Raw genomic sequence first — 24,033 nt, 5'->3', positions numbered from 1 at the left:
GGTTATGTTTTCTAGCATAAGACAGTGATGATTAAAAAATCATTAATTATGCTTTGTTTTGAGAATTAAAGTGGGGGGGGAAAAAGATGATTAAAAAAAGTAGAAGTTATATAGCATTAATTACTGCCTTAGGAATAATGGCTACGGCCATTATTCCAGGACGTATTGCTAGGGCTAGCGAAGGCATGGATTATAAGACTGCATTAAAAGATTCAATAATATTTTATGATGCCAATAAGTGTGGTAAAGATGCTGGAGAAAACAACGAATTTGATTGGAGAGGTGCTTGTCATACAACTGATGGAAGTGATGTAGGACTTGATTTATCTGGGGGGTATCATGATGCCGGAGACCATGTAAAATTTGGACTTCCTCAAGGTTATGCAGCTTCAGTAATGGGATGGGCATTATATGAATTTAAAGATGGATTTGACCTTAGTGGAAATACATCAAAACAACTTCAACAATTAAAACATTTTACAGATTATTTCTTGAAATGTCATCCAACTCAAAACATATTCTATTATCAAGTGGGTGACGGAGACGTAGATCATAATTATTGGGGAAGCCCTGAAAAACAACCTGGATCGAGAAAAACGCTATTTGTAGCTGATTCAGGTAAGCCAGCATCAGATGTCTTAGGAGAAACCTCAGCAGCATTAAGTTTAATGTATTTGAATTATAAAGGTAAAGACATCTCCTATGCAAATAAATGTTTGCAGGCAGCTAAGGAATTATACAATATGGGAAAAAATAATAGGGGATGCGGTAATGGGCAAAGCTATTATGTTTCTTCTCAATATAATGATGATTTAGCTTGGGCAGCAACTTGGCTTTATAAAGCTGCGGGGGATAATCAGTATTTAAGCGATGCTAAAGAATTAATAATGTCAAATTCAAGTTCTTTAGATGATAATTGGACAATGTGTTGGAATAGTATGAAACTTCCTGTAATTTTAAAATTAGCTGAAATAACAGGAGAAGCTAAATATAAAAGTGCTATGAAGTACAACTTGGATTATTGGAAGAATTCAATAAAAACAACACCAGGTGGATTAAAGTATTTAACTGAATGGGGAGTGCTTAGGTATTCTGCTGCAGAATCAATGCTAGCTTTAGCATATTATAAGCAAACTAAAGATGAGTCTTTGAAGAATTTTGCAAAGTCTCAGTTAGATTATATATTAGGTAAAAATCCAAAAAACATGTCATATGTAGTTGGATTTGGTTCAAACTATCCAAAACATCCACATCATAGAGCAGCTAATGGATATACTAACGACAACCATGACAATGAAAAAGAAGCAAAGTATGTATTAACTGGGGCATTAGTAGGTGGACCAGATGCAAATGACAATTATGTAGAGGATATAAATCAATATCAATTTACTGAAGTTGCAATTGATTACAATGCTGGTTTAGTTGGTGCTTTATCTGGAATGGTTCAATATACTTATGAAAAAAGTGTATTGCTAGGCGATGTAGATGGAGATGGACAAATCACAATGAGTGATGTTATAGCATTAAAAAAATATTTACTTGGAAAATCAGGTGATATCAACACAAAAGCAGCAGATGTAAATAATGATGGTGAAGTTGATATTGCAGATTTATATGATATATATGATTTACTTTAGTAAATTTATGTATAGTAAAACAAAAAGCGATTGTTAATCCAATGCATTAAGAAATTAAATAAGGAGGTAAGGTAAATTAATAACTAAATGCAAAGGAATTCACAATATATATTTAAAAAACTTAGGGGGGATTTATAGTGATAAAGGCAAAATCTAAATTAATATTAGCAGCTGTTCTTAGTGCTACATTTGTATTATCACCAGTGCTAACTTCAACAGCTCAGGCTGCAAATGATGAAGAGAGTGCAAAGTATAAACAACATTTCTTAGATTTAAGAGAAAAAATACATGATCCAAGCAATGGATATTTTAGAGAAATTAAAACAAGTGATGGAAAAACTTTAAGGGTTCCATATCATTCAGTTGAAACATTAATGGTTGAAGGTCCTGATTATGGACATGAAACAACAAGTGAAGGTTATAGTTACTATATGTGGTTAGAAGCTATGTATGGTAAGTTCACTAATGATTGGTCTGCATTTAAGGATGCATGGCAATCAGCAGATACTTACGCTATACCTCATGGAGTAGATCAAAAGGGATTAAATACTTATAAACCTAATGATCCTGCAGATTTCATAAATGAATATGTATCAATTAACAAATATCCAAGTAGAAGAGATGCAAACGCACCTGTTGGACAAGATCCAATATGTAACGATTTAAAGAGTGCTTATGGTACAGATGAAATGTATGGAATGCATTGGCTTTTAGATACAGATAACTGGTATGGTTATGGAAATCGTGGAAATGCAAATGACACTAATCCAGCGTACATTAACAACTATCAAAGAGGATCTAGCGAGTCAGTATGGAAAGCAATCACTCATCCATCATATGAAAAATTTAAATGGGGTGGAGACAAAGGAAATGGTTTCTTAGATATCTTTAATGCAGATGATAGCTATTCAAAACAATGGAGATATACAATAGCTTCTGATGCAGATGCTCGTGCAGTTCAAGCAACTTATTGGGCAGATCAATGGGCTAAGGAACAAGGATCAAATGTAAATAATGAAGTATCAAAAGCAACAAAAATGGGTGACTATTTAAGATACTCAATGTTTGATAAATACTTTAGAGAAATAGGTATAGGATCAGATAATCAAAAACAAGGAACTAATCAACACTACTTATTAGGTTGGTACTATTCTTGGGGTGGAAGTGACAATGCAGATTGGTCTTGGAAGATATCTTGTGGACATAATCACTTTGGATATCAAAATCCAATGACAGCTTGGATTATGTCAACTTCTAAGGACTTTAAGCCTAAGTCTCAAAATGGTCAATCGGATTGGGCTAAGAGTTTAAAACGTCAACTTGAATTCTATCAATGGTTACAAAGTTCAGAAGGTGCTATAGCAGGTGGTGCTACAAATTCATATACTACTGATGAAAATGGTAGTAACAGTAAGTATCCAGCAGGAACTACAACATTCTATGGAATGGCTTATGATGAAGCACCAGTTTATCATGATCCACCAAGTAATCAATGGTTTGGTATGCAAGTTTGGTCAATGCAACGTATAGCTGAATATTTCTATAATACAGGAGATCAAAAGGCTGGTAAACTTCTTGATAAATGGGTTAATTGGGTTAAGGGAGAAGTTCATCTTAAAGATGATGGAACTTTTGAAGTTCCTTCTAACTTAGAATGGTCAGGAAAGCCTGATACATGGGATGGATCATATACAGGAAATCCTGATCTTCATGTAAAAGTAAAGGATTATTCACAAGATCTTGGACCAGCAGCATCTTTAGCAAATACATTAATGTATTATGCTGCAGGTTCTCATAAATATAAAGACACCTTATATAATGGTCAGTATGATATGTCAGCTCAAAAGCTTTCTAAAGAATTACTTGACCGTATGTGGAATAGCTATCAAGATGATAAGGGATTATCTTCACCAGAAAAGAGAGCTGATTATAAAAAGTTCTTTGAGCAAGAAGTATTTGTTCCAAGTGGATATTCAGGAAAGATGGCTAATGGAGATATAATTAAGCCAGGAATTAAGTTTATTGACATTCGTTCTAAGTATAAAAAAGATCCTCAATATAACATGTTGAAGGAAGCTTATGATAAAGGAGAAGATCCAGTTTTCCATTATCACCGTTTCTGGGCTCAATCAGAAATTGCAATTGCTAATGGAACTTATGCAAACCTTGTTTCAGAGTTACCAAGTCCAGTACTTAAAGGTGATGTTGATGGTGATGGTGAAGTTACTATGGCAGACAGCATTGCTTTAAAGAAATACTTATTAAACCCTAGTTATAAAATAAATGAAGCAAATTCTGATATTAACGGGGACAATGAAATCGATCTTAGTGATTTATTTGCACTTTATGATATGTTGTAATTTGGTGTGAAAAGTTATAAAAATTTAAGGGGGAGAAAGAATGATAAAGAAAAAATTATTATGTTTGGTTCTTTCAGCTATGACAGTAAGTGTAACTTTAGTTACACCTACTGCAAACTATAGCAATTCAAAGGTTAATGCTGCTGAAGTGAACTTAACAAGTGCTTCTAATAGTAACGATGAATATGAAAGCCAAGGTCACTTAATAAGAAATAGTACATTTGAAAATCGTGTTGGATTGCCATGGACAGAAGTTGAAACTTATCCAGCAGAAGGTACTTTTGATATTTCAGGAGGAACTTACAATGTTACTATAAATAAGATTCAAACACCACCTACTAAGGATAATAGATGGGCAGTACAATTCCGTCATAGAGGATTAACACTTGAAAGAGGACATCACTACACTGTAAAGTTTACAGTTACTGCAGATCATAACTGTAAGATATATCCTAAGATAGGTCAACAAGGTAAACCATATAAAGAATACTGGAATAACAACTGGAATCCATATGATTTACAAGCAGGTGTTCCCAAAACAGTAACTTCAGAGTTCACTATGAATGATGAAACTGATCCTAAATGTGAATTTGCATTCCACTTAGCTGGAGATTGTGCTGCATCAGAAATGGGATATAAGTTCTCTTTTGATAATATATATTTAGATGATCCACAATTTATTGGTTACAAAAAAACAACACCAGAACCAACTAATGCAATACGTGTAAACCAAGTTGGATATCTTCCAAATCGTGAAAAGAAGGCTACTGTATTATCAGAATCTACAAGTCCTATTCCTTGGAAGTTATTAGATTCTAGCAATAATGTTGTTGATTCAGGAATGACAACAGTATTTGGAGATGATCATGCTTCAGGAGATAAAGTACACACAATTGATTTCTCATCCTTTAAGCAAGAAGGAAAGGGATATAAATTAGCAGTTAATAAGTCAGATGTTCAAGCAAAGGTATCTAGTTATGAAAGTTTACCTTTTGAAATAGGCAAGAATTTATATACAAAGATGAAGTCTGATGCAATAAAATATTTCTATCACAATAGAAGTGGTATAGAGATAAAAATGCCATACTGCGGAACTAAAGATTTGGCTAGACCAGCTGGACATCCAAAGGATATTTTACAAAATGCTAAAACTACTTCAGATAATAAAGCAAATTGGTATCCAGGTAACTATTCACTAGATGTAACTGGTGGTTGGTATGATGCTGGAGACCATGGTAAGTATATAGTAAATGGTGGTATTTCTACCTGGACTATGATGAATCAATATGAAAGAGCTAAAGAAAAGGGACAAGATTTAACAAAGGCTCCATTTGGAGATAACACAATGAATATCCCTGAAAGTGGCAATAATATTCCTGATATTCTTGATGAATCTCGTTGGAATGTAGAAATGTTCTTAAAGATGCAAATACCAAAGGAACTTAATCAAGAATATGCTGGTATGGTACATCATAAAGCTCATGATGAACGTTGGACTGCCCTTGGAATGAGACCTGACCAAGATGATGAAGATCGTTATTTACAACCACCAAGTACAGCAGCTACATTGAACTTTGCAGCAGTTACTTCACAAGCAGCTCGTTTATGGAAGGATATAGATCCAAAGTTTGCGAAAACATGCCAAGATGCAGCTGAAACAGCATGGAAAGCAGCAGAGAAGCATCCAGATATTTTAGCTCCTATTAAAGGTAGCGTAGGTGGTGGAGCTTACGGTGATAACTATGTAGGAGATGAATTCTACTGGGCAGCATGTGAATTATATGCAACTACAGGGGATCAACAATATCTTGATTATGCTAAGACTTCTAAGCATTATTTAGAAATGCCTACTACATTAACTGGAGGAGAAGATAACGGTACAGTTGGATGCTTTGACTGGGGTAATGTTCAAGGATTAGGAACTATTACTTTAGCTTCAGTAAAGACTAATTTACCTTCTGCAGATGTTGAAAAGGCTAGAGATAATATAAAGGCAGCAGCTGATAAATTTATCGATATAGAAAATAATCAGGGATATGGTATTCCAATTAATGAAAGTGAATTATCATCTACACAAGCAGGACTTCCTTCAGATTCAACTAAGAAAATCACAGGACTTCCATGGGGATCAAATTCATTTGTCGCTAACTCTGCTATATTAATGGCTTATGCAAATGATTTTAGTCCAAATACAAGCAAGTATATTGATGGTGCTTCAAGAGTTATGGACTATCTACTTGGATGTAATCCAAATGTTCAAAGTTATATAACTGGATATGGTTCTAATCCATTAGAAAATCCACATCATCGTTTTTGGTCATATCAAACTGACCCTGCATTCCCACATGCACCAGCAGGATGTATGTCAGGTGGACCAAATTCAGGATTACAAGATCCATGGGTAAAGGGTTCAGGATGGCAACCAGGAGAAATGGCTTCAGAAAAATGCTTTATGGATAATATAGAATCATGGTCAACTAATGAAATTACAATTAACTGGAACGCACCATTTGCATGGATTTCATCTTATATGGATGATAACGGTAATGGTCCAGATGTACTTCTAGGAGACGTAGATGGAGACGGTGAAGTTACAATGGCTGATTCTATTGCATTGAAGAAGTATTTATTAAATCCAAGCAACAAGATTAATGAGAAAAATGCAGATGTTAATAAAGATGGAGAAATAGATATTTCTGATTTGTTTGAACTTTATGATATGCTTTAATTATCAGTAAGGTTCTACTAAGAAAGCAAGTATTATTATAAAGGAAGATTTAAAAGTATCTAAACAAAGGAAAACTTTGTTTAGATACTTTTTCTTTTATTAAAAAATAGTAAACTTTACATAAAAGTTATGAAAACAATATGTAAATTGTGCTATAATTGGTATGTAAACGATACTTGGAAAGGGGTAAGTGAAGAATGAAGTCTTTTAAATTTAAGAAATCTATGGCACTACTTATTTCTGCAATTGCTATGTTAGCTGCAACTACATCATCATCTTTGTGTTTTTGGTTATTTTTTGAAGAACCAAAGATGCCTAAATCATTATATAAAGTAGAATAAAAAGTAAATAAAAGCGATAACTAAAATTAGTTATCGCTTTTATTTATAATCATTTCTTGTTTAAAAGTGCAATTTTCCATTGTAGTGTTTAATAAGATATGTTTATAATTATCATTTAGCATATCTTTAACTGTTTTTAAACCTATTCCTCTATCTGTACCTTTAGTTGAAAAATCTTTGTTATAAATTTTATAGACTGGCGGAGAATCCTCTAAGCAGGTGTTTAAAATAATAATAACTATAGAATCATCAGTTTTTACAAAGGCTAAATGAATAAGTTTTTTATCGCATAATAAGGTAGCTTCTATTGCATTATCTAAGAATATTCCTATTATCCTGCATATATCAAAGGTTCTAATAGGAAGTTCATCAATTTCATCTAATATTTCAACCCTAGTATCGATACCTCTTGATTGAGCATAAATTATTTTTGAAGATATTAGAGCCTTTAGTGGAGTAATTTTAATATTTTTAAGTAGCGATACATATTTATCCCTATTAATTATCTTATTACTTTCAGGAAGTAATTCGCTTTTATAATATTCTTCTAATCCACTAATATCTTTTTCATTAATAAATTCTCCAAGGGTTGAAAGGATATTTATATAATCATGTTTGAATCGTCTTAAGTCAGTTGACATATTTTCAAGCATTGTAGAATATTCTTTTAGTTGCTTATTTTCTTTGTCAACAACATCTTGATTTATTGATAATTTAATGGAATAAATAGATATATATACTATAGTAACAGAAAATATAAATAACAGAAAAGAGCATATGGCATATACTAGAACTATTGTGCTATCAACAAAAACAAATAATTTGCTGAATAATAGTATATAAATTATTAAAGCCATAAAAGCTGAAACTAAATTAATAACAAGTTTAAATTCTGAATATTTATTTAATAACATATTAAAATAATTGTATATTTTGTTAAAACCTATTAAGCGGTTTAGTACTATGCATATAATTGTTGTTGAAAATAAAATTAGAATTCCCATAATAAAATATAGATTAATATTTGATGTTATTTGAAAATAGGATAAATTAAAAACTTGCATAAAAATGAAACCTGTAAAGGAATCACTTGTTATTAAAATAATCATAGTAACTAAACTAATAAAAATGGAATATATAACATTTTTACTGATTAAAAACAAATAAATTGTTGCACAGAAAATTGATACTAGTAACGCATATTTATTCTTTGTTTGACCTTGTGCTAAAAATATAAATATATAAGCAAGCAAAAAGAAGATAGAAAGTTTTTTCTTATATAATTTTAAAGAACTAAGAATAATAACTGGTTCATATAACATAATTGCCATTATTAGAGGATATAATATTTTAAAAACTAAAGTCGACATTCTAAACCACCTTTCAAAAAAATATTAAATCAACTAATGTATTAAGATAATTTAATATTTTTATTATCTTATTTTCCTTTAGTTATATTATAATTACGATATAACTTTTTCATATTAATGAAAAGAACCTTTAAAATTTTGCTTATAAAGCAAGATATTAATAATGTTGAAAAAGCAAACAACAAATAAAGTAGTTTGCTTTCTTCTATTTCAGATAAAGCAAGTTTTACTACATTTGTAAATAAAAATTCGGTTATATAATCACTTAAAGATATAACAATATTAATTAATATAATAGTTATTATAGGATACAGTATATTCTTATAGTTAAAATATAAATAGATAAATGAAGTGAAAAGTAATATACACAAGCAAATTACATCCTTCATATTTAGATGGAAGGATGTAATGCATAAATAGTTAATAAATAAAATTACAAAAAAAAACTTTTTTTTAACAAGTAAATTACTAAAACACACTATTGGTAAAATCATAATAAGCGACATTATACAAGAAAGAAGCACATTTAAAACTAAGTATGACAAAATAATACAGTCCTTTCTTACTAAAAACAAATTGAATACGTTTATATTTTAATAAAGATTTAAATTATTTTTCTTCATTACTTTACTTTAAACATTTTTGTAACAGTCCCTTTAAGTAACGTGATGCCACATAGCACGTTTCGCCATTATTCATATGTATAATTAAGTTCTCTTTATCTATAGATTTAATCATCTTAGTATTTACTAAATAAGATCTATGTGGTTTATAGTATGACGGAGTTAAGGTGCTTTCGATATCTTTTAAGGTTCCGTAAAATTCAGAATACCCTGAAGAAGTATGCACTCTAATCTTATGTTCAGTATCAGCTGTTTCGAAAAATAGAACCTCGTCTAAATCAAAAAATACAAGATTATTTCCAATATCAATAGGAATTATATTACTTTTTTTATGCCTACTATTTGATATATCAGTGCAAATTTGAGTTATACAATCATGAATTTTTTGTCTAACTAAATGGTTGTCCCCTTTTAGTATATAATCCATAGCTCTTACTTTATATTGGAATGTTAAAAGTGTTAATTCAGCATGAGCTGTTAAAAATATTATATAACCAGATGAATCGTATTTTCTAATTTTTTTAGCTAACTCTATTCCATTTATATCACTTTGTAAATCAATATCTAGAAAGTAAATAAAATTACTTGATAAATTATCCTCTACATGTTTAATAACTTTGTTTGGATTATTTGTAGAAAGAACAATTTTAAAATCTAAATCATTTATTTCATTTGTTATCATATCTTCAAAATCTTTTCTTTGGCGTGAGTTATCTTCACAAAGTATTATATTCATTAATGTTCCCCCCATAAAAAAGTGTACATTATATTATAACATTATTTACATTATTATGTCTATAATTGAATATTTTCGTAATTGTTATATGTTTTACCTAAAATTTTGTAGCTTACAGGTGTAATTACTAAAGCTTCTTCTAAGATAGAAAAGGTGATTAAATTCATATAAATATCATTTTTTATAATCATGCAAATTATATAGAAAAATATAACAACTAGTAATGATTTGATTTTTAAGCTCTTACGTAGTTTTGTGCTTACTAAGGGACGGTCAGCAGTATCTGCTGGAGCATAAAAATAAGTAAGTATTAAACTAATTATAAAAATTAAAGAAATATATAATTTATTTAAAGGAAAATACATGCTAACATAGACATTTCCAAGAAAAAGCACGTAGTTTAGTATAATGCATTGAAGGCTAGAATTTGCATGAGCTCCAGAAGCAAATGTTCTAAATATGGCAAATATAATAAGAGCTATAAGGGTATATTTAAATACTCCTAAAATATAAGCAGTTGAAAATAAAATAATCATTTTAAATAGGTTTAGAAAAATAACTTTAATGCCATATTCAATTTTCTCCAAATCTTCATCAGATTTTGAAAGTGTTTCACCGATAAAATTTGTAAGTTTTTTAGTTAATTTATCTGTAACAATCATCAAAATAATCCTTTCTCTACATCATTATTATTATTATGAAAATAACATATTTTACTATATAATAAATATATAATTTTTGCAAAGAGGTGTTTGAATTGGAAATAAGTCCAAGCTTTTTTTTATCAATGTTATCAATATATATTTTTATATTCATAGTACCTGTATTCATTTATATTTATAAAGTGGAAAAAACTAATCCCTTTGAATATCTGAAATTAACTAAGAATTCGTTAAAAGGTATCTTAATTGGAACTATAGTAAGTCTTATGTTAATAGGTCTGCTTATAATAAAAAATATACTTATAGGATCATTTCATATGAATTTTAATATAGGAATACTATGGATAAGCGGGATGCTTGTAGGTTTTCTTGAAGAAATACCGGTTAGGGGTTTCCTTTTACAAAAGTTAGATAGTAAGTATAGTTTTTGGACAGCAAATTTAATAACTACGTTTATATTTACAAGTCTTCATATTCCTACATGGATAAATTCGGGCACTAATATATTACAATCATCCATAACTACAGCTATGGTAAGTTTAGCTTTTGGGTATTTATTTAAAGAATACAAATCATTATGGGTAACAATAATTTGTCATTCAGTATTTAACTTGTGTATTTGGATAGGATTATAAAGTAATATATCATTTGCGATTTAAATACAGGCGTTTTATGCTATTTCACTTTACATATTATATGTAATTATGTAATATTATAGCACAAAACTATTGCAATGACAGTAGTTTCAGTAAATTTGAGGGGGAAATTATCTATGAAAAGAAAGTCATTGTGTATTTCTGTTATGATGGCAGCTATGGTGTTTTTAAATTCACCATTGACAGCTTTAGCTGCAGATAATAATGATGATTATTTACACACAAACGGAAGTGAAATTTTAGATGCAAATGGTAATGAAGTACGACTAACTGGTATAGCTTGGTTTGGAAATGAAACACCAGATTATTCCTTTCATGGAATATGGGCAAATACACCATGGAACATTTTGGATACAGTTGCTAATAACGGATTTAATATTTTAAGAGTGCCTTTATCAGTAGAATTAGTAAATCAATGGAGGCAAGGTACATATCCAATGCCTGCTTCACCAAATGATTATCTTAATCCAGATTTAAAAGGGAAAAATAGTTTAGAAGTCTTGGATGCAGTTATAGCTTACTGCAAAAAGATAGGTTTGAAAGTTATGCTAGATATGCACAGGATTGTAAGTGCTGGACAAACTCCTACTTGGTATAGCGGTGATTATGGAACTGAAGATTTTGAAGCTTGTTGGGCTTATTTAGCTGAACATTATAAAAATGATGATACAGTAGTAGCAGCAGATGTTTTTAATGAACCTCATGGAAAGTCATATCAAGCAGGAGAATCAGCTAAATGGGACGGAAGTACTGATAAAAATAATTGGAAATATGAAGCTGAAAAGGTTGGAAAAACAATTTTAGATGTTAACCCAAATCTTCTAGTTATAGTAGAAGGAGTAGAGACATATCCAAAAGAAGGCCTTACTTATGATGCTAAAGGAATAAGTGACTATTATGGTTCTTGGTGGGGAGGAAATCTTAGAGGGGTTAAAGATTATCCTGTAGATCTTGGAAAGTATAAAAATCAAGTAATTTATTCTCCACATGATTATGGTCCAGGGGTATCAGCTCAGTCATGGTTTGAAGGTGATTTTACTAAGGATTCATTGATTAAGGATGTATGGCGTGATAACTGGTTTTACATTAAAGAAAAGAATATAGCACCAGTTCTAATAGGAGAATGGGGTGGAAACCTTGATGGTGGAAAGAATGAAAAATGGATGAAAGAGTTAGCTGACTTAATTAAGGAAAATAATTTAAATCATACATTCTGGTGTGTTAATGCAAACTCAGGAGATACTGGTGGAATACTTGGCTATGATTTTAAAACAGTTGATACAGCAAAGATGGCATTAGTTAAGCCTACATTATGGCAGGATGAAAGTACAGGAAAATGCATAGGATTAGATCATAAGGTTAATTTAGGAAAATATGGAACGCATGTGAATGGAGAGGTTCCTGAACCAGCGTTACTTGGAGATGTTAATGGAGATGGGGAAATAACAATGGCAGATGGTATAGATCTTAAAAAGTTTTTGTTAAATCCTAATTATAAAATTAATGAAAAAAATTCAGATATTAATAAAGATGGAGAAATAGATATCAGTGATTTATTTGCACTTTATGATCTACTATAAACTATGGTGAAAAATTAATTTGACAAAATAATTATATTAATATATCATGAAGTAAATTAATATTTTATTGGCAGTGATAAAGAGGAGTAAGAACCCAAAAGTATTTAAGAGAGAGGGATTAGGTGAAAGCCCTTATATGGAAGGTTTTGAAGGTAGCTTTTGAGCTTCCTTAGTGAAATTTTTTAGTAGCTAAGGACGGTTTTTCTAAACCGTTATTTAAATAAGAGCCTATAATAGTTCTAATTTACTATAGTAGGAATAAAGGTGGTACCGCGAGTCTTCGTCCTTTTTAGGATTAAGGCTCTTTTTATTTTGCAAAGATAAAGATAAGGAGAAATAAATATGGAAGAAAACAAAAATTTATCAACTACATATGATCCAAAAGATTTTGAAGAGAGAATATATAAAACTTGGGAAGAGAAAAAGTATTTTACTCCAGTTGTAGATAAGAGTAAAAAGCCTTATTCAATAGTTATGCCACCACCAAATATAACAGGTAAACTTCACTTAGGGCATGCTCTTGATAATACACTTCAAGATATGCTTATAAGATTTAAGAGAATGCAAGGTTATTGTACTTTATGGGTTCCAGGTGAAGACCACGCTTCAATAGCAACAGAAGTTAAAGTTGCAAACGAACTTGCTAAAAAAGGTCTTGATAAGAAAGAAATGGGAAGAGAAGCATTCTTAGAAAAAGTTTGGGAATGGACTGATGAATATAGAGAGAGAATAAGAACTCAATTAAAGAAGGTTGGAGTATCAGCTGACTTTACAAGAGAAGCTTTCACAATGGATGATAATCTAGATAAAGCTGTTAAACATGTCTTTGTTAAATTATATAATGAAGGTTTAATTTATCAAGGAAATAGAATAACTAACTGGTGTCCTCATTGTCAAACAGCTCTTTCTGATGCTGAAATTGAATATGAAGAACAAGCAGGTCATTTTTGGCATATTAACTATCCACTAGCTGATGGTTCTGGTGTTTTAGAAATCGCAACTACTAGACCTGAAACATTACTAGGTGATAGTGGAGTTGCCGTTAATCCAAATGATGAAAGATATAAGCATCTTATAGGGAAAACTGTAATTTTACCATTAGTAAATAGGGAAATCCCTATAGTTGGCGATGAATATGTTGATTTAGAGTTTGGAACTGGTGCAGTTAAGATGACACCAGCTCATGATCCTAATGATTTTGAAGTAGGGAAAAGACATAACCTTGAAATTATAAGAGTTATGGATGATAAGGGAATTATCAATAAACTTGGTGGAAAGTATGAAGGGCTTGATAGGTATGAAGCAAGAAAAGCTATTGTAAAAGATTTAGAAGAAGCAGGATTGTTAGTAAAGGTTAAAGACCATGCTCATAATGTTGGTACTCATGATAGATGTGGTACTACTGTAGAGCCTATAATTTCTAAGCAATGGTATGTTAAGATGGAATCTTTAGCAAAGCCTGCTATAGAAGTAGTTAAAAATAAGAAAACTAAGTTTGTTCCTGAAAGATTTGAAAAGACTTATTTTAATTGGATGGAGAACATTCAAGATTGGTGTATTTCAAGACAATTATGGTGGGGACATAGAATCCCAGTTTTCTATTGTAAAGATTGCAACGAAATGATGGTATTAGAAGATGCACCTACAGCATGTACAAAGTGTGGATCTATTAATATAGAACAAGATAAGGATGTATTAGATACTTGGTTTTCATCAGCACTTTGGCCTTTCTCAACACTTGGTTGGCCAAATAAGACAGAAGACTTAGATTTCTTCTATCCAACAAGCACTCTAGTTACTGGATATGATATTATATTCTTCTGGGTTGCTAGAATGATTTTCTCAGGACTTCATAACATGGATGAAACTCCTTTTGATACAGTATTAATTCACGGTATTATTAGAGATTCAGAAGGAAGAAAGATGAGTAAGTCTTTAGGAAATGGTGTTGATCCTTTAGATGTTATAGATAGTTATGGAGCTGATGCTTTAAGATATATGTTGGTATCTGGTAATGCTCCGGGAAATGATATAAGATATTATCCAGAAAAAGTAGAATCAGCTAGAAACTTTGCTAATAAGATTTGGAACGCTTCAAGATTTGTTATGATGAATCTTGATAAAGATATAATGAATAAATACAAAGACTGTACTGAATATTCATTAGCTGATAAGTGGATATTATCAGAAATGAATAACTTAATCAGTGAAGTTACAGAAAATATGGATAAGTTTGAGCTTGGAATAGCTATACAAAAAGTTTATGACTTTATGTGGACTGAATTCTGTGACTGGTATATAGAGCTTGTAAAACCAGTATTCTATGGTGAAGATGAAAAGGCTAAAGGTGTAGTTTATAATGTTTTAAATAAAGTTTTAATTACGGGATTAAAATTATTACATCCAGTAATGCCATTTATAACAGAAGAGATCTTTACTCACTTAAGTGATGAAGAGACAATTACAACTTCAGCATGGCCAGAATTTGAAGAATCATTAGTTGATAAAAATGCTGAAGAAGAAATGGCATATATAATAGAAGCAATTAAAGGACTTAGAAATGTAAGAGCTGAAATGAATGTTCCACCTTCAAGAAAGGCAAAAGTTATTTGTTATATTGGAGAAGAAGCTAAGGAAGCATTTAAGTCAGGAGTAGTTTATATTGAAAAGCTTGCATCAGCTTCAGAGGTTGAGTTTATAGATAACAAGAATGAAGTTCCAGAAAATGCAGTATCCTTAGTAGTTAAAGGTGGAGAATTATTTATGCCTCTTCTAGATTTAGTAGATAAGGAAAAGGAACTTGAAAGATTAAACAAGGAAGTTAAAAAGCTCAATGGTGAAATAGAAAGAATTGATAAAAAGCTAGGGAATCAAGGATTTGTTGCTAAAGCCCCTCAAGCAGTGGTAGATGGAGAAAAAGCTAAGAGAGAAAAGTATGTTGAAATGCTTGAAGCTGTTGAAGCGAGAATAAAGGCTTTAGGATAAGTATATTGTTTTCAAATATTAATATTATCTGTAGGAAAACAACTAGCTATAGAGAAATATTTAGTTATGTGAAATTATAAGGCAGTCCCATTGGGCTGCTTTATTTATATGTGGAAAATGTAGAGAATTTAAATACTAATGAGTACTAATAAAGTTGAAAGATTGTTTGCTATTACATATATTGGGAAAAATTTGAGGTTAATATTAAACTAATCATAAGATAATTTGGATTAAAATCCAGTAATATCTAGTTAAAATTTAATATCTATTGTATAATAAATAGAATACATTAAGAGAAATAGGGGGAGAAGTTTTGTTAGAAGTAAAAAATCTTACTAAGAAATTTAAAGATGCAACTGTTGTTGATAATCTGTCCTTTGAAGTAAAGGAAGGAGAAGTAGTTGGACTTTTAGGTGAAAATGGTGCAGGAAAAACTACAACTCTTAGAATGATTTCAACTATGTTAAAAATTACTTCAGGAGAAGTTATTGTTAATGATTTAAGTGCTACAAATCAAGGAAATAAGGTAAGAGGAGAAATTGGGATATTATTTGGAGGAGATGTAGGACTTTATGATAGATTAAGTGCAAGAGAAAATATAAAGTATTTTGCTAATCTATTTGGAATGAGTGATGACGAGGCAAATAAGAGAATTGATGATTTGGCTAGTGAATTTGGAATGATAGAGTATATTAATAAAAAAGTTGGTAAGTTTTCAAGGGGAATGAAACAAAAAGTATCTATTGCCCGTTCAATTGTTCATAATCCATCGGTTATGCTATTTGATGAACCATGTACAGGCTTAGATGTAAGAGCAACTAGGATAATTCATGATTTTATAAGAAAATGCCAAGATGATAAAAAAGTTATACTATTTTCAAGTCACTCAATGACTGAAGTAGAAAAGCTTTGTGACAGAGTAATAATAATCCACAAGGGAAAATTGTTAGAGAATTCAACGATAAAAGAACTTAAAGAAAAGTATAGTAATCAAGATTTGGAAGATGTGTTCTTTTCATTAATTGGAGGTGATTCCAATGAATAATTTCATAACTGTATTAAAAAAAGAATTAACAGATATATTAAGAGATAGAAAAACCATTGCCTTTACTATTATATTACCTATATTAATTTACCCAATAATGTTTAAAGTTATGGGCTCAACAATGCAAAAGAGCTCTAAAGATGCAGAAAAAGAAATAAGAGTTGTTATTGAAGGAGATAAGGAATCTAGTTTAGTTGAGGTTCTAAAAACTCAAGATAATATAACGATAGAAGATGTGGAGAATCCTTCAAAAGCATTAAAAGATGGTGAAATAGAATTAATAGTTAATTTGCCACATAATATAGATGATAATATAGCTGAAAAGAAATCAAATAATATAGAATTGTTAGTAGATGACCAATCAGATAAATCTACAATTGCAGCTGGAATGGTAAATACTCTTTTTGAAGGGTATAGCAAGCAGATAGTTGAGCAAAGATTAAATGAGGTGGGGATAAATTCCTCTATACTTACACCATTTACGGTAGAACAAAAATCAGGGATAAGCGAAGATGGAAAGATGAATTCAGTAGCTAATATGCTTATGGGAATGCTACCTGCAATGATAGTAATATTACTTCTTACACCTACTATGGGCTTGGCAGCTGATATGGGTGCAGGAGAAAAAGAAAGAGGAACTTTTGAACCTTTGTTATCAACATCAGGAAATAGAAGTTCGCTTTTATGGGGAAAGATTGCTAGTATGGCTCTTATCGCTGTAGTTGCATTAATTGCCAGCATGTCATCTCTGTTTGTATCATTCAAGGGATATATTTCGTCAGTAGCTGGTACAGAAATATCTTTTGATATAAATTCAAAAGCAATAGCATTGATAATATTATTTTCATTATTTATAATAATAGCTATTTGTACTTTACAAATAGGAATAAGTATATATGCAAGATCAACAAAGGAAGCAAATACATACCTTTCAGGGTTAATGGTTCCTATGATGTTACTTGTATTTGTTCCAATGTATATGAATGTAAAAAATATACAAGAGGTGTTTTTCCATGTACCATTAGTAAATGCAGTTTGTGTTATGAAGGAATTCTTATTTGGAATATATAATCTTCAGCATATAGCAATAGTTATAGGTTGGCATATAGTATATATTATAGCTATAGTTTCTGTTACAAGGTACATGTTCTCAAGGGAAGAAGTTATATTTAGAAGTTAAATTAAAAATATTAAGTTTGGAGATTCCAACTCATAATAAAATGAGTTGGAATTTTTTTTGGATTATGGATTAAATATCGATAGTTGTATTTAAAAAGCTAAGATGGTAATATATTAAAAGAATGGAGGGGTAATAGTGACAAATTTAACCAAAGAAATAGTTTTTGTTACAAATACAAGCAGTAATAAAAATTATTTAGTTACAAACTTTAACGCTTTAGAATTAATTGATTTTCAAATTGAAATGGTAAATAGAAATGTGGATGGTGGCTTTTTACCTATTGAGAAGAGACAATTTAATTCAGAAATTCAATTGTATTATGAGACTACATCTCTAATTCCAATTGATAGTTATTTTAGGATGAATAGAATATCAAGAAAGAATTTTTTGGATATTGTAAAAAATTTGTGTGGGACATTAGTCAAATCAGAAGAACAATATTTGTCCGTTAATAATTATGTTTTGGATCTTGATAAGATATATATATCTAAGGAAAACTTACAAGTTAAGTATATCTACATCCCAATTGAAAAAAATTACAACTTAAACGTTAATGATAAGTTTAAGAATATGATTAAAGATATAATAGTAGATTATGCAAATATTGACGATACTTATTCAGATCATTATCTTCAGAAAATGTTGAATTTCTTAAAGAGAGAAAAGACTACTATAAAGGAATTTTACGATTTTTTCTTAAGTAATGTCTGTAAAGATATGGGTACCATCCTAAATGAACAAAACAATATGCAAGGTAATATAGGGAGAGATAGAAGTTTCGTTCAACAACCTAATATAATGGGACAAAATCTAAATAATAATCCAATGCAAACAAACAATAATCCTGTGCAAATGAATAACAATCAGTTTAAACCATCAAATAATTTGAAGAAAAGTAAAGCTGATTTAAGTGAAAAGGTAGAGGTTAAAGAAGTATACAAAACAGTAAACATAATAATAAGCATTGTTATGGTTGTGGTTACAGCATGCTTAGCAGTTTTGGCATTTATAGCATTAGAGGATATTTCACAAAAATTAGGAGTAGTTTTAATAATTGGAGTACTAGATTTTCTTGCTTTAAGAAACTTATTAGATAAGAAAAAGAAGATCAAGGTAAAAGTAAAGATAAAAGAACCAAAGAAAAAAGAGGAGATAAAGAAAAATAAAACTGTTCAAAATAATATGAGTAATGGAAATGTTAATAACAATATGAACATGAATAATGGCGTTTCAAGTAACAACGTGAGCAATAATAATGGAAATATAAACAATGGGATGCCAAATAATAATGTTAACACTTCTGTGAATACTAATAATAACTTTATGAATAATACTACAAATACTAGTACTAGTAATAATTTTAATATGCAAGCTAACAATAATATGAATTACAATATGCAAAATATTAATAATAGCTCTACTGGAGTAAATATGAATAGTTCTAATGTGAAAGAAATACCTAAAAATGACTCTACAGAAAATTATGATGATGAAACAGTATTGCTTACAACAAGTGAACCTTATCTTTTAGTAAATAGTTCAGGAAAATCTGAAAAAATATACATAAATACTAGAAGGTTCAGACTAGGAAGGTTATCTACACAAGTAGATTATGCTATATTAAACAAAGCTGTAGGTAAAATTCATGCAGAAATAATTAATCAAAAGGGAATGTACTACATAGTTGATTTGAATTCAAAAAATGGAACCTTTATCAATAAAAAAAGGATAATTAGCAATAGTCCTCAGCCATTAAAAGATAAAGATGAAATTATGCTAGCAGACTCAGTATATACATTTAGATTATATTAAAAAGAATTATAAAAGCGAGGTGATTAATTATGGCAAAGATAAGTATAGCAATAGTAGATGCAGATGATAGATATATGCAAGGAGTAAGTGATTACTTTAATAATAATTATTCCGAAAGATTTACAGTTAGTTGTTTTTCGAATAAAGATTATCTATTAGAATTTTTAAAAACTAAGAAAAAATTCGATATAGTAATAATTAATAAAGACATGTATTTTGAAGAGTTAACAACTTACAATATAAAAACAAAAGTTATATTTAGTGATTTTGAAGAACAAGGTGAAATTGATGGCTATCCTATAATCAATAAATATATTTCAGGACAAGCTCTTCATGATAGTCTTATTAAGGCTTATACTGAACAGAATTCTGATGAATTAGAAAAGTTATCGGTTACTAATACAGAAAGTAAGATTATTACGGTCTATTCTCCAATAGGAGGGATTGGAAAAACAACTGTAGCAGTTAATTTAGCTAAGGAGTTAGCGGCTAATGGAAATAGTGTGTTATATTTAAATCTTGAAGATGTTCAAACTACCGATTTATATTTTAATTCAATGAAAGAAACTACATTATCTGATTTAATATTTGCTATTAAAGAAAAAAAGAAGGACATTAAAGGAGATATAGTAAGTTTTGTAAGTAAGGATGAGAATTCAGGAGTATATTTCTATAAGGCAATTGACAGTATGCTAGATATTGAAGATATGGATAAAAAGGATGTTAAAGTTCTTTTAGAAAATCTTATAGAAGTACAGATGTTTAACACAATTATTATAGATACATCATCAAAATATAATTTACAATATAGAGTTTTATTAAACAATTCAGATGCTATAATAGTTCCATTTGGTATGGATAATGTTTCTACAGAAAAATTAAATACATTTATAAATAATGTTACTGATTTAGAAAAGTATACATTCTTAATAAATAAATCAATAAATAATCTAGAGTATATGGTGCCGGAAGCTCTACAAAGAGAAAATAAAAGTGTAGAAGGTGGAATACCCTATGATATGAATATGCAATTTAATTATGCTATGGAATCAAATGCTACTATGGTTATGAAGCAAATATTACAAAGCTTAATAGTTAAATTAAATTTAGTTTAGGTGATAAGATGAAAGAAGAATTAAAGCAACAAATAATCGATGAAGTTAATTCTATGATAAGGGATGATAGATTCATTCAACAAGATTTATCAGATGAAGATGCTAGAGACGTTATATCAAAAGAAGTGTTTCAAAAAACAAAAAGTTATGCCGTTAGCGTTTCAGAAAAGATAGAATTAGTTAATACGGTATATAACTCTATTAGAAAATTAGATGTATTACAACCTTTAGTAGATGATAAAGATATTACAGAAATTATGATTAATGGTCATAAAAATATCTTTGTAGAAAAGGATGGGGAAGTAATCCAAGTAAAGACTGTATTTGAAGATCAGAAAAAGCTAGAAAACTTAATTCAAAAGATAGTTTCTGATGTTAACAGAGTAGTTAATGAATCGTCTCCAATAGTAGATGCAAGATTAAAGGATGGTTCAAGAGTTAATGTGGTATTACCACCTATATCTTTATGCGGTCCTATTGTAACAATAAGAAAGTTCCCAGAAGACCCGATGACAGTAGAAAAGTTAATAAGGTATGGTTCAATAACACCAGATGTTGCAAAGCTATTGCAAAACTTTGTATTAGCAAAATATAATGTGTTCATAAGTGGTGGTACTGGATCAGGTAAAACAACATTTTTAAATGCTTTATCTAATTTCATTCCAAGGGATGAAAGAGTTATAACTATTGAAGACTCAGCAGAATTACAAATTGAAAATGTAGACAATATAGTAAGACTTGAAACTAGAAATGCCAATACGGAAGGTAAGGGTGAAATATCTATTAGAGATTTAATAAAATCTTCACTTAGAATGAGGCCTGATAGAATTGTTGTAGGAGAAGTAAGAGGAGCGGAAGCTTTAGACATGTTGCAGGCAATGAATACAGGGCATGATGGTTCTTTATCAACAGGACATGCCAATTCTACAAAAGATATGTTAAGTAGACTTGAAACAATGGTTCTTACGGGAGTAAATTTCCCAATTCAAGCTATTAGACAACAAATATCATCAGCTCTAGATATTATAGTACATCTAGGAAGACTTAGAGATAGAAGTAGAAAGGTCTTAGAAATTGCGGAAGTGCTAGGAATAGATGATGATGGAAATATAAAACTAAATCCTCTTTATGTGTTTAAAGAAGAGGGAGAAACAGAAAGTGGAAAAATCATTGGAAGTCTTGTTAGGACTGAAAATGAATTAGTAAATAAGGAAAAACTGTCTATGGCAGGAATACATATAAATGTATAAAATAAATTAAACAATTAAAAACCTATTTTATTGAAATTTTAGTTAGCTTTACATATATTGTATCTCTAAAACAATATTGATTTAACTAAATATATTGAAATAGGGGGTAAAGAATGAAAACGAAATTCTTGATAGGAATAATTGCTATTATAGCAGTTATATTAGTAATATCAGTGATATTAATCGTGATTATAAAAAAACGACGCAATTATGAAGTTATAGAAATTGAAGATGAAGTAATTAATAAAGATGAAAAAAATAGGGTGAAAGAGAACAAATCTAAAGGAATAAAAGAAAAGAAGAAAAAAGAAGGACCAGGTATATTGCCAAACTATAGTTACTATAAGATGAGTGTGAAAGAATTTATCCTATGGGGACTTTTGGGAATGGCGGTTGCTTTTGCTGTTGGATATGTATTTTATCAAAGTGTAGCATGGGCAGCTATAATATCACTTGCAGGTTTATTTTATCCAAAGATGAAAACTAAGGATCTAATAAACACTAGAAAGGTAAAGCTATTGCTTCAATTCAAGGAAGCATTATATGCTTTATCATCATCATTATCAGCAGGTAAATCTGTTCCTATGGCATTTAAAGATTGTTATAATGATTTAAAGCTTATGTATGAAGAAACATCTGACTGTTATATCTTAGATGAACTTCAATTTATCATAAGAAGGATAGACAGAAATGAAACAATTGAAGATGCATTAGCTGATTTTGCAGAGAGAAGTGCTTTAGATGATGTTCAAACCTTTGCATATATATTTACTACGTGTACAAGAACAGGAGGAAACCTTAAAGAGGTCATAAGAAATTCCTCTCAAATTATTGGAGATAAAATTGAAATCAAGCAAGATATAAATGTACTGGTTTCAGGAAAGAAGTTTGAACAAAAAATTCTTTCTCTAATACCAGTGGTGTTAGTTGCTTTCTTATATATGAGTGCTCCAGATTTTATGGCACCATTAAAGTCAATTAGTGGAAGAATGATAACTACAGTGTCCATAATACTTATACTTATAGGTAATCTTTGGGCTAAGAAAATAATGAAGATAGAGGTGTAGTATGTTAGCAGGAATACCATTTGTTGCGGTTTTAATTTTAATAGTATTATTATTTTTGCTTGGTTCCAGTAAAGGTTACAAAAAGGAACTAGGTAGTATAGATAAAAATCAATATCCACTTAAAGATTTTCTTCCAGTAGGACTATTTATTGTTGATAGTATAGGAATTGGGAGATTTAAAAATATAAATAGAGAACCTTATTCAAAGATGATGTCTATCTATGGAGTAGAAGCTAGTGATAATTTTAGGGTATATGAAGCAAATAAGTGTTTATATATGTTAGTTGGCTGGCTTGCTGTTTATTTGTTAATGTTTACTAATAGGGAATTTTCTGCTGCTATGACAGCTTTAGGACCATTAGCTTCGATTTTAGTGTTTTTCTTATTGGACTCAAATTTAAATAAGGATTTTGAAAAGAGAAGTTTAAAAATAAAATATGATTTTCCAGAGTTTTTAAGTAAATTAACTCTTTTAATAAATGCAGGACTAACAGTAGAAGGTGCTTTTACTAGAATAGTAGAAGGTAATAAAGAAGATACGGTACTTTATTACGAAATGAAAAAAACATTGTTAGATTTAAAAGGGCAAAAGGGCATGGAAGAAGCTTTAAAAGGACTATCTAGAAGGACTAAGGTAAAGGAAATAACAAAGTTTGCAAGTATAGTTACTCAAAGTATGATAAGAGGTTCTAGTGATATAGTAATAGTATTAAATAAATTGTCATTTGAGTGCTGGGAATCTAGAAAGAATGTGGCTAAGCAAAAGGGAGAGGAAGCATCAACAAAATTACTTTTCCCAATGATGTTAATGCTAGTAGCTGTATTTTTGTTAATAATGACTCCAGCTGCACTTCAAATAGCTAATTTTTAAAGTGAATTAAAATAT

At 30.0% G+C, this 24,033-nt stretch carries 17 protein-coding genes and 1 other annotated feature; of the genes, 14 read left to right on the top strand and 3 right to left on the bottom strand.

The features are described from left to right. The first annotated feature begins 86 nt into the window (after positions 1 to 86). From H9661_RS02155 to H9661_RS02140, 4 genes are all read left to right on the top strand, one after another. Positions 87 to 1,637, top strand: a complete 1,551-nt coding sequence (locus H9661_RS02155; protein WP_191767595.1) for a glycoside hydrolase family 9 protein — start codon at positions 87 to 89, stop codon at positions 1,635 to 1,637. Between the two features lie 137 nt (positions 1,638 to 1,774). Next, positions 1,775 to 3,997 carry a glycoside hydrolase family 48 protein gene (locus tag H9661_RS02150; protein ID WP_191767594.1) on the top strand — a complete coding sequence of 741 codons (2,223 nt, stop codon included), beginning with the start codon at positions 1,775 to 1,777 and terminating at the stop codon, positions 3,995 to 3,997. 40 nt (positions 3,998 to 4,037) lie between these two features. Beyond that, the gene (locus tag H9661_RS02145; RefSeq protein WP_243240312.1) at positions 4,038 to 6,725 is read left to right on the top strand and encodes a glycoside hydrolase family 9 protein; all 2,688 of its coding nucleotides are present in this window, start codon (positions 4,038 to 4,040) and stop codon (positions 6,723 to 6,725) included. A 197-nt stretch (positions 6,726 to 6,922) separates the two neighbouring features. Continuing rightward, positions 6,923 to 7,066: an AgrD family cyclic lactone autoinducer peptide gene (locus H9661_RS02140; protein ID WP_191767593.1), complete on the top strand. Its 144-nt coding sequence runs from the start codon at positions 6,923 to 6,925 to the stop codon at positions 7,064 to 7,066. A 26-nt stretch (positions 7,067 to 7,092) separates the two neighbouring features. Here the strand turns inward: H9661_RS02140 and H9661_RS02135 are convergent, their stop codons facing one another. The 3 genes from H9661_RS02135 to H9661_RS02125 form a co-directional block, all read right to left on the bottom strand. Next, positions 7,093 to 8,436: a sensor histidine kinase gene (locus tag H9661_RS02135; RefSeq protein ID WP_191767592.1), complete on the bottom strand. Its 1,344-nt coding sequence runs from the start codon at positions 8,434 to 8,436 to the stop codon at positions 7,093 to 7,095. A gap of 627 nt (positions 8,437 to 9,063) precedes the next feature. Further along, a complete protein-coding gene (locus tag H9661_RS02130) occupies positions 9,064 to 9,795 on the bottom strand; it encodes a LytR/AlgR family response regulator transcription factor (RefSeq protein ID WP_243129499.1) in 732 nt (243 codons plus the stop codon). Positions 9,796 to 9,854: 59 nt separating this feature from the next. After that, positions 9,855 to 10,457 (bottom strand): accessory gene regulator B family protein, encoded by a 603-nt coding sequence (locus H9661_RS02125; protein ID WP_191767591.1) that lies wholly within the window; start codon positions 10,455 to 10,457, stop codon positions 9,855 to 9,857. A gap of 95 nt (positions 10,458 to 10,552) precedes the next feature. On the opposite strand from H9661_RS02125, the gene H9661_RS02120 reads away from it, so the two are divergent. The 10 genes from H9661_RS02120 to H9661_RS02075 all read left to right on the top strand — a co-directional run bounded on the left by H9661_RS02120 (position 10,553) and on the right by H9661_RS02075 (position 24,018). Continuing rightward, positions 10,553 to 11,092: a CPBP family intramembrane glutamic endopeptidase gene (locus H9661_RS02120; protein WP_243129497.1), complete on the top strand. Its 540-nt coding sequence runs from the start codon at positions 10,553 to 10,555 to the stop codon at positions 11,090 to 11,092. A 137-nt stretch (positions 11,093 to 11,229) separates the two neighbouring features. Then, positions 11,230 to 12,693 (top strand): cellulase family glycosylhydrolase, encoded by a 1,464-nt coding sequence (locus tag H9661_RS02115; RefSeq protein ID WP_191767590.1) that lies wholly within the window; start codon positions 11,230 to 11,232, stop codon positions 12,691 to 12,693. A 64-nt stretch (positions 12,694 to 12,757) separates the two neighbouring features. Beyond that, positions 12,758 to 12,984 (top strand) — a binding site (T-box leader). 51 nt (positions 12,985 to 13,035) lie between these two features. After that, the gene (locus tag H9661_RS02110; RefSeq protein ID WP_143314603.1) at positions 13,036 to 15,678 is read left to right on the top strand and encodes a valine--tRNA ligase; all 2,643 of its coding nucleotides are present in this window, start codon (positions 13,036 to 13,038) and stop codon (positions 15,676 to 15,678) included. Between the two features lie 313 nt (positions 15,679 to 15,991). Continuing rightward, positions 15,992 to 16,723, top strand: coding sequence for an ABC transporter ATP-binding protein (locus H9661_RS02105; protein ID WP_143314602.1), 732 nt, complete (start codon positions 15,992 to 15,994; stop codon positions 16,721 to 16,723). Next, positions 16,716 to 17,903, top strand: coding sequence for an ABC transporter permease (locus tag H9661_RS02100; RefSeq protein WP_191767589.1), 1,188 nt, complete (start codon positions 16,716 to 16,718; stop codon positions 17,901 to 17,903). The genes H9661_RS02105 and H9661_RS02100 overlap by 8 nt, the downstream gene beginning before the upstream one ends. A 135-nt stretch (positions 17,904 to 18,038) precedes the next feature. Beyond that, a complete protein-coding gene (locus tag H9661_RS19970; RefSeq protein WP_191767588.1) occupies positions 18,039 to 19,715 on the top strand; it encodes a DUF6382 domain-containing protein in 1,677 nt (558 codons plus the stop codon). Between the two features lie 29 nt (positions 19,716 to 19,744). Beyond that, positions 19,745 to 20,830 (top strand): AAA family ATPase, encoded by a 1,086-nt coding sequence (locus H9661_RS02090; RefSeq protein WP_191767587.1) that lies wholly within the window; start codon positions 19,745 to 19,747, stop codon positions 20,828 to 20,830. Positions 20,831 to 20,838: 8 nt separating this feature from the next. After that, a complete protein-coding gene (locus tag H9661_RS02085; protein ID WP_143314598.1) occupies positions 20,839 to 22,080 on the top strand; it encodes a TadA family conjugal transfer-associated ATPase in 1,242 nt (413 codons plus the stop codon). A 113-nt stretch (positions 22,081 to 22,193) separates the two neighbouring features. Further along, positions 22,194 to 23,147, top strand: coding sequence for a type II secretion system F family protein (locus H9661_RS02080; RefSeq protein WP_191767586.1), 954 nt, complete (start codon positions 22,194 to 22,196; stop codon positions 23,145 to 23,147). 1 nt (position 23,148) lies between these two features. Continuing rightward, on the top strand, positions 23,149 to 24,018 hold the full coding sequence (locus H9661_RS02075; protein ID WP_191767585.1) for a type II secretion system F family protein: 870 nt from the start codon (positions 23,149 to 23,151) through the stop codon (positions 24,016 to 24,018). Positions 24,019 to 24,033: the final 15 nt, after the last annotated feature.

This window comes from Clostridium cibarium (genome assembly GCF_014836335.1).
GTDB classification, from domain to species: domain Bacteria; phylum Bacillota; class Clostridia; order Clostridiales; family Clostridiaceae; genus Clostridium; species Clostridium cibarium.
This window is presented reverse-complemented; position numbering and strand designations above follow the sequence as displayed.

Excerpts from the sequence above, each read along its gene's own strand:
- H9661_RS02140 (WP_191767593.1), top strand. The coding sequence starts at position 6,923 with ATGAAGTCTTTTAAATTTAAGAAATCTATGGCACTACTTATTTCTGCA.
- H9661_RS02125 (WP_191767591.1), bottom strand. The coding sequence starts at position 10,457 with ATGATTGTTACAGATAAATTAACTAAAAAACTTACAAATTTTATCGGT.
- H9661_RS02110 (WP_143314603.1), top strand. The coding sequence starts at position 13,036 with ATGGAAGAAAACAAAAATTTATCAACTACATATGATCCAAAAGATTTT.
- H9661_RS02135 (WP_191767592.1), bottom strand. The coding sequence starts at position 8,436 with ATGTCGACTTTAGTTTTTAAAATATTATATCCTCTAATAATGGCAATT.
- H9661_RS02115 (WP_191767590.1), top strand. The coding sequence starts at position 11,230 with ATGAAAAGAAAGTCATTGTGTATTTCTGTTATGATGGCAGCTATGGTG.
- H9661_RS02145 (WP_243240312.1), top strand. The coding sequence starts at position 4,038 with ATGATAAAGAAAAAATTATTATGTTTGGTTCTTTCAGCTATGACAGTA.
- H9661_RS02085 (WP_143314598.1), top strand. The coding sequence starts at position 20,839 with ATGAAAGAAGAATTAAAGCAACAAATAATCGATGAAGTTAATTCTATG.
- H9661_RS02100 (WP_191767589.1), top strand. The coding sequence starts at position 16,716 with ATGAATAATTTCATAACTGTATTAAAAAAAGAATTAACAGATATATTA.
- H9661_RS02130 (WP_243129499.1), bottom strand. The coding sequence starts at position 9,795 with ATGAATATAATACTTTGTGAAGATAACTCACGCCAAAGAAAAGATTTT.
- H9661_RS02090 (WP_191767587.1), top strand. The coding sequence starts at position 19,745 with ATGGCAAAGATAAGTATAGCAATAGTAGATGCAGATGATAGATATATG.
- H9661_RS02075 (WP_191767585.1), top strand. The coding sequence starts at position 23,149 with ATGTTAGCAGGAATACCATTTGTTGCGGTTTTAATTTTAATAGTATTA.
- H9661_RS02155 (WP_191767595.1), top strand. The coding sequence starts at position 87 with ATGATTAAAAAAAGTAGAAGTTATATAGCATTAATTACTGCCTTAGGA.
- H9661_RS02080 (WP_191767586.1), top strand. The coding sequence starts at position 22,194 with ATGAAAACGAAATTCTTGATAGGAATAATTGCTATTATAGCAGTTATA.